Source organism: Rossellomorea vietnamensis NBRC 101237 (assembly GCF_001591825.1).
GTDB lineage: Bacteria > Bacillota > Bacilli > Bacillales > Bacillaceae_B > Rossellomorea > Rossellomorea vietnamensis.
In genome coordinates, this window is record NZ_BCVQ01000018.1 from 41,640 (window position 1) to 56,206 (window position 14,567).

The 14,567-nt window shown below is 45.4% G+C and carries 13 protein-coding genes; 1 reads left to right on the forward strand and 12 read right to left on the reverse strand.

Annotated elements, in window-relative coordinates:
- Nucleotides 1-40: 40 nt before the first annotated feature.
- Genes hemL through hemA form a run of 6 tightly spaced genes read right to left on the reverse strand, consistent with a single transcriptional unit; the run spans nucleotide 41 to nucleotide 6,323 of the window.
- The gene (hemL, locus tag BVI01S_RS11395; RefSeq protein ID WP_061810217.1) at nucleotides 41-1,333 is read right to left on the reverse strand and encodes a glutamate-1-semialdehyde 2,1-aminomutase; all 1,293 of its coding nucleotides are present in this window, start codon (nucleotides 1,331-1,333) and stop codon (nucleotides 41-43) included.
- A 55-nt stretch (nucleotides 1,334-1,388) separates the two neighbouring features.
- On the reverse strand, nucleotides 1,389-2,363 hold the full coding sequence (gene hemB / locus BVI01S_RS11400) for a porphobilinogen synthase (protein ID WP_034757163.1): 975 nt from the start codon (nucleotides 2,361-2,363) through the stop codon (nucleotides 1,389-1,391).
- A 26-nt stretch (nucleotides 2,364-2,389) separates the two neighbouring features.
- A complete protein-coding gene (locus BVI01S_RS11405; protein ID WP_061810218.1) occupies nucleotides 2,390-3,172 on the reverse strand; it encodes a uroporphyrinogen-III synthase in 783 nt (260 codons plus the stop codon).
- Nucleotides 3,172-4,104 carry a hydroxymethylbilane synthase gene (hemC, locus tag BVI01S_RS11410; protein ID WP_061810219.1) on the reverse strand — a complete coding sequence of 311 codons (933 nt, stop codon included), beginning with the start codon at nucleotides 4,102-4,104 and terminating at the stop codon, nucleotides 3,172-3,174. The genes BVI01S_RS11405 and hemC overlap by 1 nt, the downstream gene beginning before the upstream one ends.
- Before the next feature lie 17 nt (nucleotides 4,105-4,121).
- Nucleotides 4,122-4,955 (reverse strand): cytochrome c biogenesis protein, encoded by an 834-nt coding sequence (gene ccsA, locus BVI01S_RS11415; RefSeq protein WP_034757155.1) that lies wholly within the window; start codon nucleotides 4,953-4,955, stop codon nucleotides 4,122-4,124.
- A 15-nt stretch (nucleotides 4,956-4,970) separates the two neighbouring features.
- Nucleotides 4,971-6,323, reverse strand: coding sequence for a glutamyl-tRNA reductase (hemA, locus tag BVI01S_RS11420; protein ID WP_061810220.1), 1,353 nt, complete (start codon nucleotides 6,321-6,323; stop codon nucleotides 4,971-4,973).
- Nucleotides 6,324-6,722: 399 nt separating this feature from the next.
- Between hemA and BVI01S_RS11425 the strand changes: the two genes are divergently transcribed.
- On the forward strand, nucleotides 6,723-7,208 hold the full coding sequence (locus tag BVI01S_RS11425; protein WP_061810221.1) for a LiaI-LiaF-like domain-containing protein: 486 nt from the start codon (nucleotides 6,723-6,725) through the stop codon (nucleotides 7,206-7,208).
- Between the two features lie 48 nt (nucleotides 7,209-7,256).
- Here the strand turns inward: BVI01S_RS11425 and BVI01S_RS11430 are convergent, their stop codons facing one another.
- From BVI01S_RS11430 to lonB, 6 genes are all read right to left on the reverse strand, one after another.
- Entirely contained in the window at nucleotides 7,257-7,991 is a 735-nt protein-coding gene (locus BVI01S_RS11430) for an amino acid ABC transporter ATP-binding protein (RefSeq protein WP_034757147.1), read from the reverse strand.
- A 22-nt stretch (nucleotides 7,992-8,013) separates the two neighbouring features.
- Entirely contained in the window at nucleotides 8,014-8,661 is a 648-nt protein-coding gene (locus BVI01S_RS11435; protein ID WP_034757145.1) for an amino acid ABC transporter permease, read from the reverse strand.
- An 84-nt stretch (nucleotides 8,662-8,745) separates the two neighbouring features.
- Nucleotides 8,746-9,528 carry a transporter substrate-binding domain-containing protein gene (locus BVI01S_RS11440; RefSeq protein ID WP_051758187.1) on the reverse strand — a complete coding sequence of 261 codons (783 nt, stop codon included), beginning with the start codon at nucleotides 9,526-9,528 and terminating at the stop codon, nucleotides 8,746-8,748.
- A 301-nt stretch (nucleotides 9,529-9,829) separates the two neighbouring features.
- Nucleotides 9,830-10,414, reverse strand: coding sequence for a ribosome biogenesis GTP-binding protein YihA/YsxC (yihA, locus tag BVI01S_RS11445; RefSeq protein WP_061810222.1), 585 nt, complete (start codon nucleotides 10,412-10,414; stop codon nucleotides 9,830-9,832).
- On the reverse strand, nucleotides 10,411-12,735 hold the full coding sequence (gene lon, locus BVI01S_RS11450) for an endopeptidase La (RefSeq protein ID WP_061810223.1): 2,325 nt from the start codon (nucleotides 12,733-12,735) through the stop codon (nucleotides 10,411-10,413). The genes yihA and lon overlap by 4 nt, the downstream gene beginning before the upstream one ends.
- A gap of 171 nt (nucleotides 12,736-12,906) precedes the next feature.
- A complete protein-coding gene (lonB, locus tag BVI01S_RS11455; protein WP_061810224.1) occupies nucleotides 12,907-14,565 on the reverse strand; it encodes an ATP-dependent protease LonB in 1,659 nt (552 codons plus the stop codon).
- Nucleotides 14,566-14,567 lie beyond the last annotated feature (2 nt).

Consider the following 14,567-nt stretch of genomic DNA (forward strand, 5'->3'; position numbering starts at 1 on the left):
CATAAAAAAGAGCCGACCCCAAAAGGATCGGCTTCTACCATTACTTCTTACTGATTTTTTCAAACGCTCTTTCCGCTGCCTGCAGCGTCTTTTCGATATCGTCATCACTGTGGGCTGTCGATAAGAAAAGTCCTTCAAACTGTGAAGGTGGCAGGAATACCCCTTCATGGGCCATTTCACGGTAGTAGTCGGCAAACATCTCAAGATCGGATGACTTGGCACCTTCGTAGTTCGAAACTTCTTCATTTGTAAAGAAGATCCCGATCATGGAGCCTGCACGATTGATTCTGTGAGGAATGTTGTATTTTTCCGCAGCTTTCTTCAAGCCTTCCTCCAGTAGATCTGCTTTGCGCGCAAACTCGGTATACGTTTCTGGAGTGAGCTGGCTCAGCGTTTCGTATCCAGCGGTCATGGCTAACGGATTCCCTGAAAGGGTTCCGGCTTGATAGATCGGTCCGCTCGGCGCGATCCTTTCCATGATTTCCGCTTTTCCGCCATATGCCCCGACAGGAAGTCCCCCGCCGATGACTTTCCCCAGGCAGGTTAAGTCAGGCGTCACATTGTAAAAGCCTTGTGCACAGCCATAGCCAACACGGAAGCCCGTCATGACTTCATCGAAGATCAATAGTGCACCATGACTTTCCGTTACCTCACGCAGGCCTTCCAGGAAGCCCGGTTGTGGAGGGACGACACCCATGTTTCCGGCTACAGGCTCGACGATCACACCGGCAATGTCATCACCATATTGGTCGAAGGCATAACGGATGCTTTCCAGATCATTGTAAGGCACCGTGATCGTATTCTTTGCAACCCCTTCAGGAACACCGGGACTGTCTGGTAATCCGAGTGTCGCGACACCCGAGCCCGCTTTAATTAATAAGGAGTCCCCATGGCCGTGGTAACAGCCTTCGAACTTGATGATCTTATTGCGGCCGGTGTATCCACGGGCCAACCTCAGGGCACTCATCGTCGCTTCCGTACCTGAAGACACCATACGGACGATCTCGATGCTTGGCACCCGGTCGATCACCAGTTGAGCCAGTTTATTTTCAATTTCTGTCGGAGCACCGAAGCTCGTCCCGTTTTCAGCCACTTTTTTAATGGATTCCACAACCCGGTCATTGCTGTGACCAAGAATGAGAGGACCCCAGGAAAGGACATAGTCGATGTACTCATTCCCATCGATATCATAGATTTTCGATCCTTTTCCCCTTTCCATGAAAATCGGATCCATCTTGACGGATTTGAATGCACGGACGGGACTGTTCACTCCGCCGGGCATGAGGTTTACAGCTTCCTTAAATGCTTGTTTCGATTTCTCATATGAACGCAATATCGGTTCCTCCTTTAGTGATCGTTCAGTCATCCTGACAGGAATTCTCCACCAATTAGGATAACCAGTTTGCTACGTCTTTTGCAAAATACGTGATGATGAGATCTGCCCCTGCACGTTTCATGCTGGTCAGTTTCTCCATGACGATTTCCTGTTCATTTACCCAGCCGTTCTGAGCCGCTGCTTTCACCATGCTGTATTCTCCACTTACGTTATAGGCGACAACCGGTGCATTGAAACGGTCTTTCACTTCACGCATGATATCCAGATACGAAAGGGCCGGTTTCACGATAAGGAAGTCGGCACCCTCTTCCATATCAGACTGCGCTTCTCTTAGTGCCTCCATGCGGTTCGCCGGGTCCATTTGATACGTTCTGCGATCTCCGAATTGAGGTGTTGAGTGAGCCGCGTCACGGAAAGGACCATAGAAGCTTGATGAATATTTCACAGCGTATGACATGATCGGCACATCATGATAGCCTGCTTCGTCCAGCCCGTGACGGATGGCTGCTACGAATCCATCCATCATGTTGGACGGAGCGATGATGTCTGCACCAGCTTCAGCCTGGCTGACCGCTGTTTTGGCCAACAGATCAAGGGTTTCATCATTCAGGACTTTCCCGTCTTTGACGATCCCGCAGTGACCGTGACTGGTATATTGACAGAGGCACGTATCGGCGATGACCACAAGATCCGGGTAACGTTCCTTCACAAAACGCGTTGCCTCCTGGACGATTCCATGGTCATGATACGCCTGTTTTCCCAGCTCGTCTTTTTCAGCAGGAACACCGAAAAGAATGATGGACTTGATCCCGAGTGAAACCACTTCATCCATTTCTGCTTGTAAATTATCGAGTGAAATATGATAAACACCCGGCATGGATGGAACGACATTCTTGATGTTCTCCCCTTCCACGACAAACAACGGGTAAATTAGATCTTCTTTTCTTAGATGTGTTTCCCGCACGAGCGCACGCATCGTTTCCGATTGACGTAAGCGGCGGTGTCGATTAAATTGCAGGTCTTTCATAATAAAAGCCTCCTAATGTTTGATAGCTAACAGGCAGAGATGAACTCTTTCATCTCATTCACCATTTCATTTACAGTATAAACGCTTGGACAGATTTTTACATGTAATCCGTATTGCTCCGCGGTTTTTTTTGTGATCGGGCCGATACACGCAATGGGAACGTCCCTGATGTGATCATAGAGGGAATACTGACGGATGATCTTCATAAAATGATGGACCGTCGATGAACTCGTAAATGTAATGATATCCACTTGTTCTTTTTCAATGATTGTTTTCAACTGCACGATGCTGTTCTCCGGAAGGACCGTTTCATAGACGATCCATTCCCGACAGCTGACTCCCGCTGTGGCCAATTCCGTCGCAATCACATTCCTTGCCAGATTCCCTTTTGGAATCAGAACGTGACCATCAGGCTTCACTTTAGAAATGAACTCCTCGGCGAAGTCATCACCTGTGAAATTTTCCGGGACAAATGAAATCGGTATGCCGAATTTATGACAGTACTGCTCCGTCTTGGTCCCGACGGCAGCGAATTTTCCCGTATATGAGGATAAAGGGATACCCAGTCTTTCTAATGCTTCCAGGAAGAATTTCACCCCATTTTTACTGGTGAAAATAATCCAATCGTATGTATGCAGGGAAGTATGAAGCGATACCTCCAACGGATCTATGTGGGGGTGAAAATGAAGGAGCGGCACCAAGATCGGCACCCCTCCCTCGCTTTCAATGAGCGACCCGGTTTCACTGGATCCCTCATTGCCACGAGTAATCAAAACCTTTACTTGTTCTAAAGGCCTCTTACCCTTCATTATTGATCCAGCTCCTCTTTCACCTGGTCGATCAAGGCTTTTGCCCCTTGTTTTGTTAAACTTTCAGCCACTTTTTCTCCAACTTCTTTCGGATCTGGACCCGTCATGTATTCTTTGTAGATCATCTGTCCGTCCGGAGAAGCGACAAGTCCGGTCAATGCAACATCTCCATTGTCCTTCAGCTCGGCAAATCCCGCAATCGGCACCTGACAGCCACCTTCCATTTTATGCAGGAAAGCTCGTTCAGCCGTCACTGTACTCGTTGTCTCTTCGCACGCGAACTTCTCTAGCAGTTCAAGAACTTCATCGTCATCATTTCTGCACTCGATCGAAAGGGCCCCTTGACCGACAGCCGGCAAGCAAAGGTCCGGATCAAGGAATTCCGTTACGACATCCGACGTCCATCCCATGCGCGATAGTCCCGCCGCTGCCAGGATGATGGCATCATAATCTTCATTTTGAAGTTTAGAAAGGCGGGTATCGATGTTGCCGCGGATCCACTTGATTTCAAGATCCGGTCTCACTGACAGGATTTGAGCTCCTCTTCTAAGACTGCTCGTTCCGACGATCGCTCCGCCAGGGAGGTCTTTGAGGGCAACATGATTCTTACTGATGAACGCGTCACGGTGATCCTCACGAACCGGGATGCTTCCGATGGTCAGTCCTTCTGGCAAAACAGCCGGCATATCTTTCATACTGTGAACGGCCATGTCGATTTCTTTATCCAGCATCGCCTGCTCGATTTCTTTTACAAATAATCCTTTACCGCCCACTTTGGATAAGGTGACATCCAGGATCTGATCCCCTTTCGTCACAATCTCCTTTACTTCGAAATCGTAAGAAGGGTCGATTGCCTTCAACTGATCGATCACCCAATTGGTTTGGGTAAGGGCTAATTTACTTCGTCTTGAACCAACAATGATTTTTCTCATAATGACCTCCTGAAAACTTATGAATACCAGAAATGAAATGAAGACAACCGACTAGCTAGGAAAAAGTTGATTAATATAATCAAGAAGGCTGCAACATTAAGAAACGCTAATGATTTACCAAAGACATTCTTTTTAATGCGAAGGTATAAATACATGCTATATAAAATTAATAGAATGAATGATCCCACGATCTTTGGATCATACCATAGAAATTCCGGGAGCTTGATGTATGCCCATTGCAGCCCCAATATCAGGCTCAACAGAAGCATCGCCACCCCGATGGAATTAGAGATATAAGATATCTTCTCAAGCTTGGACAAATCACTGATTCTCCATAACCTCTGCCCCCATTTTTTCTCCTTCAATAATTTAAACTGGAGGAGATAAAGAAGGGAAAACACAAAGGAAAGACTGAAGGCCCCATATGACAGGATGGCCATCGTAATGTGAATCAGCAGTAACTCCGATACCATCTGTTCTGCCATTGCCTGGGACTCGACCTGAACGGGCGCAAATGTATGGATTGCCATGATGATGAAACCGAGTACATTTGTAAAGAAGACGGTGAAATCCACCCTTAGCAATCGGTTGATAATCAGGGACAATGTGATGAGCACCCAGGCATAAAAATAAAGTCCCTCAAAGATGGTGAGGACCGGAAACCTGCCTGTATTCATCATGTAAAGAAATAAAAAGATTGTTTGAAGGACCCAAACAATCGCAAGTAACCAGAAGGCAAACAGGTTCGCCTTCCGGTTTTTGTTTAAGAAATCTATAAAATAAAAGAGAATACTAATAGCATACAGAACAATCATAAGTTCGTGCAGCCTAGTCATCGTTTGTTCAAACATCGACATTAACCTCACTTATGCTTGAAAAGAGGGTTGTGGTGTAAAGCTATGATCGCTCTCAGTCTTTTCGTTGGCTGCTTTCACTTGTTTCTGCTCTATCACTTCTTGTTCAATGTTAAAAATGTTGATGAATAAATCCAGCTTATCTTCAGCATCCGGCAGCCCGGCAAATTCCTTTGCCTGGAGGATCGGATCTTTTAATAACTGGTTGATGATGCTCTTCGTGTGCTTATTCAATACTTTGCGTTCACGATCGGTTAAATCAGGCATTTTACGTTCGATGCTTTCCATCGTTTCTGCCTGGATGGAGAGCGCCTTCTGCCTAAGGGCAGAGATGACCGGAACCACACCGAGCATATTCAACCATTCTTTAAACGCAACGATTTCCGCTTCAATCATGATTTCAATTTGCTCAGCCGCCTTTTTGCGTTCAGCAAGATTTGCCTGGACGATGCCTTCCAGATCATCGATATCATAAAGGAATACGCTCTCGAGCTGGCCGATCGCCGGGTCTAAATCCCTCGGTACGGCAATGTCCACCATGAATAGGGGACGGCCCTTCCTCATGCTTTCCACATGGGACATCATTTCTTTCGTGATGACAAAATCCTTTGCTCCTGTAGAACTGATCATGATATCCGCTTCTACAAGGGCGCATTGAAGCTCCTGCATCGTTTTCGCATTACCGCTGAAACGCTCTGCCAGGGTTTGGGCCTTTTCATACGTACGGTTGATCACGGTCACCTTGGTGGCTCCACTGCCATGAAGATTCTTGATGGCAAGTTCCCCCATCTTCCCTGCACCAAGGATGAGGACATGCTTACCCTCCAGGCTGCCGAATACCTTTTTAGCCAATTCAACGGCTGCATAGCTGACTGATACCGCATTGGAACCAATCTCTGTTTCTGAGTGACCCTTTTTCGCAACCGTCACCGCCTGCTTGAACAGATGATTAAATACGGTACCCGTCGCTCCCGACTCCTGGGCATTCAGGAAGCTTGAACGGATTTGACCAAGGATCTGGGTTTCCCCGAGGACCATGGAGTTCAATCCACAGGCAACCTTAAACAGGTGTTCGACAGCTCCTTCTTGTTCATAAATGAACAGATAAGGCGTGAACTCCTCTTTATCTATATCAAACCATTGAGATAAAAATTCTTTAATATAATAACGACCTGTATGAATCTGATCCACTACCGCATAAACTTCCGTTCTATTACATGTAGAAACAATCACATTTTCAAGGATGCTTTTCTTTTCCTTTAGGGTTTTCATGGCTAAAGGAAGATCAGTTTCATTGAAAGATAAACGCTCACGAATCTCTACAGGGGCCGTTTTATAATTTAAACCAACGACTATTGTATACATGCTATGCACTACACCCCCAAGTAAAATCATTACTGTTATTATAACATGTCCAAATAAGTCCTCTGGCCCTGAAATGTGAACAGAAATTGAAACCTGTGCTACAGTTAAGGGGGTAGAATCGAATGATTCTTCCGGGACTTGCGAAACATCACTTTCATCATTACATTTAAGTAGAAGAAAGAAAGAAGCTTGAAAGCATTTTCAATTCTTCTTAAATCTTTTATATTTCGACATTTGCCTACTAATGTAGGGTACCAAAACAAGCCTAAAGAATCAAGTAATGGAAAGCTTTCTCACGATTCATCGGAACAAAGGGATCGATTTTTCATATTATGTGTCATTTTCCCTTAAAAAATAGGAATTAAAACCGAAATTTCACTAATTTTCAGGAGGAAAAGAATGAAACAGCAGCGAATATTCCCCGGAATCATCTTAATTGGCTTTGGAGCTTACTTTTACTTACAACAAGCGAACATTGTATTATTTCAGGAATTTTTCACGTGGCCCACTTTGCTTATCATTGTCGGACTCGCGTTTCTCGGTCAGGGATACGGGGGAAGGGATTATGAAGCCATCCTTCCCGGTACGATCCTGGTCGGATTCGGCCTGCATTTCCATGTGGTCAACAAGCTTGACATTTGGCCGGATCATATGGGGACCTTCATCCTCATCATCGCCCTCGGTTTTCTTCTCAGATATCAGAAGACACGCGCCGGCTTATTTCAAGGAGTGCTCTTTCTGACACTCTCTATCATTCTCCTATTCTCTGATAAAGTGGTGCGATGGTTCGGTTTCATTGAAGGAAGCGTGGGAAGCGCGTGGGAATTCTGGCCCATTATCATTATCGGTATCGGTGTCTATTTATTATTTGTAAGAAAAAAGTAGGCAAAACGTGAAAAAGCCCGGAATCGCATCCGGGCTTTTTTTCATTTATTAGAGAACCGAGTCCAAAAATTCTCTCGTCCTCTGTTCTTTTGGAGAATGGAATAATTCCTGAGGGGGTCCCACTTCGACGATGCGTCCATCATGCATATAGACGACCCAGTCGGCCACTTCACGGGCAAATCCCATTTCATGTGTCACGACGACCATCGTCATCCCTTCTAAAGCAAGCTCCTTCATGGTAGCGAGTACCTCACCGACCAATTCCGGATCAAGTGCAGAGGTGGGCTCATCGAACAGCATGATATCCGGCTTCATCGCAAGTGCCCTGGCGATGGCGACACGCTGCTTCTGTCCCCCGGAAAGCTTGGACGGGTAGACATCTTCTTTATCCCCAAGCCCGACCTTCTTTAACAGTTCTTTGGCATCCTTCCTTGCTTCCGCCTTAGAGACACCCTTTACGTAGACCGGTGCCTCCATCACATTTTCCAATACGGTCTTGTGGGGGAATAGATAGAAATGCTGGAACACCATCCCTACCTTTTGACGGATTTTATTCAAATCATGGGTATCCTGGTTGACTTCATCGCCTTCGATGACAACCTTCCCATTATCTTTCAGCTCAAGGAAGTTCAAGCAGCGAAGCAGTGTACTCTTCCCAGATCCACTGGCCCCAATAAGACAAACCACGTCACTTTCCCTTACGCTTATATCAATGTCCTTTAATACGTGCAAATCACCAAAGGATTTATTTAGTTTCTCTACTTTAATCATTTCCTGACTCATACTCATCCCTCCTGCGTCATTCTTAATCACTGATGGACATACGTTTTTCAATTACATTGACAATCGTTGAGAATAGTAAAACAAGAACCAGGTAATAGATTGCTACGACGAGCAAATAGGTCATATAATCAAAATTATTCGATCCGAGTGTCGTTGCCACGCTGAACAATTCGAACATCCCGATGAATGAAGCAAGGGATGAATCCTTTAATGCAATGATGAATTGATTACCCAGGGGCGGCAGGGCACGCCTGAATGCCTGAGGAAGGATGATCCTTCTCATGGACAATCCAAGGGACATCCCAAGGGAACGCCCGGCTTCCATTTGCCCTTTGTCGATGGACTGAATGGCTCCCCGGAAGATCTCTGCGATATAAGCCCCGTTATGGAAAGCAAGACCCATGACGACCGACCAGAAGCCTGAAATATTCAATGAGGTCAAACCGAAATAGAAAATGAAGATTTGAACGATTAATGGTGTACCCCTTACAACAAAAATGTATAAATCCGCAATCAGGGACAAAGGCTTGATCCCTGAAATCTTTAGGAAAGCGAAAAACAGACCGATCACAATCGCAATCAGGACAGAAACAAAGGTTAACTGGAATGTTAACAGCATCCCTTTCAGAAAAACATCATATGTACCTGCAAAGGTTTCTAAAAAGTGCATGGACTTCCCTCCGTTCGATTTTTTCCACTTTAAGACAAAAAGCGAATGCGCATAGAAGCACATTCGCTCTGTGTCATGCTGCTCTTACTCTTTCTCGGGATCTGATGTAATATCTGTTTTGAAATATTTTTCACTGATTTTCTTCAGTGTACCGTCTTCTCTTAATGCTTCAAGAGCTTGATTGACTTCTTTCAATAGCTTTTCATTATCTTTACTGACGGCAATCGCCTGCTCACTGCGTCCGATCAGTTCACGTGCTTCGATGTTAAGGCCTGAAGCAATCGCTTCTTTACCTGTAATGAAGTCTGTGATGACGGCATCATGTTTTCCTTTGTTTAACGCTTCAAGTGCCACAACGTCACTATCATATGCCTGAATTTTATCCGTTACTTCCTTTGCAGTATCTGAGTACGTCGATCCCTTTGATACAGCAATTTCTTTGTCCTTCAAATCATCCAGGGTTTCAACATCACTGTCTTTACGGACGAAAATCTGTGGACCTGAATAATAATAAGGAGTTGAGAAGTCTACTTCCTTCAAACGATCTTCCGTGATCGTATGACTGGCGACTGCCGCGTCGAAACGTCCGGATTTGACCCCTTCTACAATTCCTGCAAATTTAAATTTCTTCTGCTCGGGTTCAAGACCCATTTCTTTCGCAACGGCTTCTGCCACTTCAATATCGAAACCTGACATGGTTCCATCGTCATTCGTCACACTGAATGGCTTGAATTCACCGGAAGCTGCATAAACGAATTTGCCTTCCTCCACTAACTTCGCACCACTCTCTGTAGTAGCTTTGTCTCCGCAAGCGGATAGAAGAAGTGCAGCAAGTACTAATAAGACCAGGCTTTTCAAATTCTTCACTGTCTAGAGTCCCCCTTATGTAGCTTGTAATATTTTTAATCTTTCATAATTTTATCAACAAAAGAGAAAATTCTCAAAATTCAAATATAGCTTCCACAGCTTATAATTATCCATTTTGGTGGATGAACCCCATTCAGCTTTGATATGGATACATATGCGTCCCTATCCTTTCATTTCCTTTCATATCCTTTCGTCCTATAGGCCAAAAAACCTTATACGGACTTCGGTAGACCTTCTTTATGACTACTTTTCAAAAAAAAAAGAACCGACCTCCATAAATGGAAATCGGTTCTTTACAAGATCATTTATAATACGATTTGATGGCGTCCCAGGCTTTGTCTTTTCCAAGGCCTGTTTCAGAAGAGAACAAGATAAGATCGTCTTCGCTGTCCATGTTCAGGGTTTCTCTTGTGACTTTCAGGTGCTTCTGCCATTTGCCTTTCGGGATCTTGTCCGCTTTGGTGGCAATGACGATACATGGAAGCCCGTGATGCTTGAGGAAATCATACATCATCACGTCATCTTTGGTCGGGGCGTGACGAAGGTCCACGATCAGGATGACCGCCCTTAGCTGCTCACGGGAAGTGATGTAGGTTTCAATCATCTTTCCCCAAGCTTCCCGCTCCGTTTTGGATACTTTGGCAAAACCGTAACCGGGAACATCTACATAATAGAGGGTTTCTTCTATTTTATAAAAGTTCAGCGTCTGGGTTTTACCAGGCTTGGATGAAATCCTCGCCATGCTCTTCCTGCCGATCATTTTATTGATGAATGAGGATTTCCCTACGTTCGAGCGCCCCGCTAAGGCAAACTCAGGAAGGATATCGCCAGGATATTGTTCAGGCCTGACCGCACTGATGACTAGCTCAACTTGATTTACTTTCACTTCTTTTCACCTACTAATGCTTTCTCTAAGACTTCATCGATGTGGGATACAAGGATGAACGTTAATTCTCCCCTCACACTTTCAGGAATATCATCTATATCCTTTTCATTATCTTTCGGAAGGATAATCGTTTTAATTCCGGCACGATGAGCACTTAATGTTTTTTCTTTCACTCCGCCGATTGGAAGGACTCTTCCTCTCAGGGTCATTTCTCCTGTCATCCCCACTTCACGGTTCACGTATTTCCCTGTCAGGGCAGATACGAGTGCCGTCGTGATCGTGATCCCGGCTGAAGGCCCGTCTTTCGGGACTGCTCCTTCGGGAACGTGGATATGAATATCGTGTTTCTCGTGGAAATTCTCATCGATCCCAAGTTCCCCCGCCTTCGAACGTACGTAGCTGAAGGCTGTTTGAGCAGACTCCTTCATGACGTCTCCCAGTTTCCCGGTCAGGACAAGCTTCCCTTTACCCGGTGCAAGGGATACTTCGATTTGAAGGGTATCCCCGCCGACCGTCGTATAGGCAAGACCGGTAGATACACCGATCTGATTTTCTATTTCTGCCTGGCCGTAACGGAATTTCCTCTTTCCGAGGAACTCTTCTATATTGCTTGACGTGATCACGACTCTCTTCTTATCACCTGAAACGATGATCTTCGCCGTTTTTCTGCAGAGAGCAGCCAGCTGACGCTCCAGGCTCCTTACACCGGCTTCCCTGGTATAATAGCGGACGATATCAACGATCGCTTCATCTCTCACCTGAAGCTTGGATTTGGTCAAACCATGATCTTTGATTTGCTTTTCCAGTAAATGATGCTTCGCAATGTTTAACTTTTCAAGCTCCGTATAACCGGCAATCGTAATGATTTCCATCCTGTCCCGGAGTGGTCCCGGTATGGTGGATAGGTCATTGGCCGTTGCGATGAACATCACTTTTGATAAGTCGTACGTCTCTTCAATATAGTGATCACTGAAGTTAGAATTTTGTTCGGGATCCAGTACCTCAAGCATTGCAGAAGAAGGATCTCCCCTGAAATCACTGGACATTTTATCGATTTCATCGAGAAGGAACACAGGATTGATCGTACCTGCCTTTTTCATCCCGCGTATGATCCTGCCGGGCATGGCGCCTACATACGTACGTCTGTGCCCCCTGATTTCGGATTCATCACGGACGCCTCCAAGGGAGATGCGTACAAAATTCCGCCCCAGTGATTCAGCCACGGAACGGGCCAAGCTCGTTTTCCCGACACCTGGAGGTCCGGCCAAACACAGAATGGGTCCTTTCAGGGATTGAGTCAGCTGCTGAACGGCAAGATATTCAAGAACCCTTTCCTTGACCTTTTCAAGACCGTAATGATCCCGGTTTAATATCTGTTCAGAACGCTTGATGTCCAATTGATCTTCTGTTTCCGTGGACCATGGTAAAGAGACAAGCCACTCGATGTAATTTCGGATCACAGAGCTTTCAGCAGAACTTGAAGGCACCTTCTCATAGCGTGCGAGCTCCTTTAATGCCGTAAGTTCCACTTCTTCAGGCATATTGGCCTGTTCGATTTTAGCAGTTAAATCTTCAATTTCACCCGATTTACCTTCTTTGTCACCCAACTCTTTTTGAATGGCTTTCATTTGCTCACGAAGATAATACTCTTTCTGGGTTCTTTCCATCGAACGTTTGACACGCTGCCCGATTTTTTTCTCTAAGCTCAGCACTTCTTTTTCATTGTTGATCGTTTCGATCACCATTTGAAGCCGCTCTTTAATATCGAGTGTTTCCAGGACGTTTTGCTTTTCCTTCATCTTTAGGGGCAGATGGGATGCGACGATATCCGCAAGCCTTCCCGGTTCTTCAATATCTGAAACGGTTGAATACGTTTCGGCTGATACTTTCTTTGATAGCTTTATGTATTGTTCGAAATAATTGAGTAACGTCCTCATCAAGGCGTCTGTTTCCGATTCCTTCCCTTCAGAATCATGAAATTCCTTCACCGTAACTTCGTAGAAATCTTTTTGCTCAGTGAATGAAGTGATGGACGCCCGATTCATTCCCTCAACCAACACCCTGATGGTCCCGTTTGGCAGTTTAAGCATTTGCTTAACCTTTGTCAATGTTCCCATTTCGTAAAAATCTTCCTGTGTTGGCTCATCTATATTCATATCTCTTTGAGTCGTTAAGAAAATTAAATGATCATCCATCATCGCTTTTTCTAAAGCTTGAACGGAGCGCTCACGTCCAACATCTAAATGCAAGACCATTGTTGGATACACGAGTAAGCCTCTTAATGGAAGGAGGGGAACCGTTAAATTATTTTGTTTTGCCACATATAACACCTCCGAATTATGCTTCTCTAGTCTTTGTACAATTCTAACTTATTTACTAGGGAGTGTCTATTAAATAGGTATTTACAACTTTATTCAAGGCATGCTGCTCTTATTCCTGCTCTCCCCATTCAAAAACAAACCGATTCGGATAGACCCGAATCGGTCAACAGTCTATACACTTTTCTTATTTTGTTCAGGTGCGAGATCGGGTGACGATACGTGATCCTTCATCAAGGCGAGATCAAGAACTTCCTTGAGCTGTTTGACCGGGACCACTTCGATTCCTTCTATCTCTTTTAACATCGCCTGTTGGTTGTCGTAAGGAATGATGGCCACGGTCGCACCGGCTAGCTTCGCACCTTTCACCTTAGGATATACCCCACCGACAGGCTTAACAGATCCATGTATACTGATTTCACCTGTGACGGCAATCGTATGCTTGATGGGAATCCGGTAAATGGCCGAATAGATCCCAAGAGCCATGGCAATCCCTGCAGAAGGACCGTCGACCGGCACCCCGCCTGGAAAGTTCACATGGATATCATACTGATCGGCAGGTACTCCCATGGAACGAAGGACGGTGATCACATTTTCGATCGATCCTTTCGCCATACTTTTTCTTCTGATGGATTTACTCCGATCACCGATGCTCTCTTCTTCCACGATTCCCGTCACATTGATGGTGCCCTTATCAACTGCCGGAATCACATTGACTTCAATTTCAAGTAGAGAACCCGTATTCGGTCCTGTCACGGCTAACCCATTGACCAGACCAATCGTTGCCTCTTCATTGATTTTTTTCTGATAGCGGGGGGAAAGCTGACTGGATTGAATGATCCATTCGAGCTCATGATCATAAATTTCTTTTCTATTTTCTGTGATGGCAACCCCGGCGGCTATCTGAACCATATTGACTGCTTCACGTCCGTTACGTGCATAAGATGCGAGGGTCTCGAGACCTTTGTCACTGATCGTCATTTCTACTTTCTCAACGGCTCCTGCCGCTACCTTCTTCACTTCATCATGCTCAAGCTCCCTGAAGAAAACTTCCATGCATCTAGAGCGGATCGCCGGAGGCAATTCATTCGGTGTACGGGTCGTGGCACCGATCAAGCGGAAATCAGCCGGAAGGCCGTTTTTGAAAATATCATGTATATGGGTGGGAATTTGATGATTTTCTTCATTGTAATAGGCACTCTCAAGGAACACCCTGCGATCTTCTAACACTTTTAAGAGCTTATTCAATTGAATGGGGTGCAATTCCCCGATTTCATCAATGAACAATACGCCTCCATGGGCATTCGTCACAGCCCCTTGTTTCGGCTGCGGGATCCCGGCTTGTCCCATGGCTCCTGCCCCTTGATAGATGGGATCATGGACTGAACCAATCAGCGGATCGGCAATCCCCCGTTCATCGAATCGTGCCGTGGTGGCATCCAATTCAACAAAAACGGCAGAAGATCTGAATGGGGATTTCATATTTTTCTTTGCTTCTTCCAGTACCAAACGGGCTGCTGCCGTTTTTCCGACACCGGGAGGTCCGTAAATGATGACATGCTGTGGATTCGGACTGCATATCGCTGCTTTTAATGCTTTGATGCCATCTTCCTGTCCGACAATATCTTCAAAGCTTGAGGGTCTTACTTTTTCGGCAAGGGGTTCAGTCAGTGAAATGGACCTCATCTTTCGGAGTTCTTCCATCTCCTTTTTTGATTCACGGTCAATGGAAACTTTTTGCGTTCGCTGGTTTTTCAACAAATTCCAGAAGTACAATCCAATGATGATTCCGAAGAATAATTGGATGAATAAAGCGATGCTTGTAAAGCTCATTC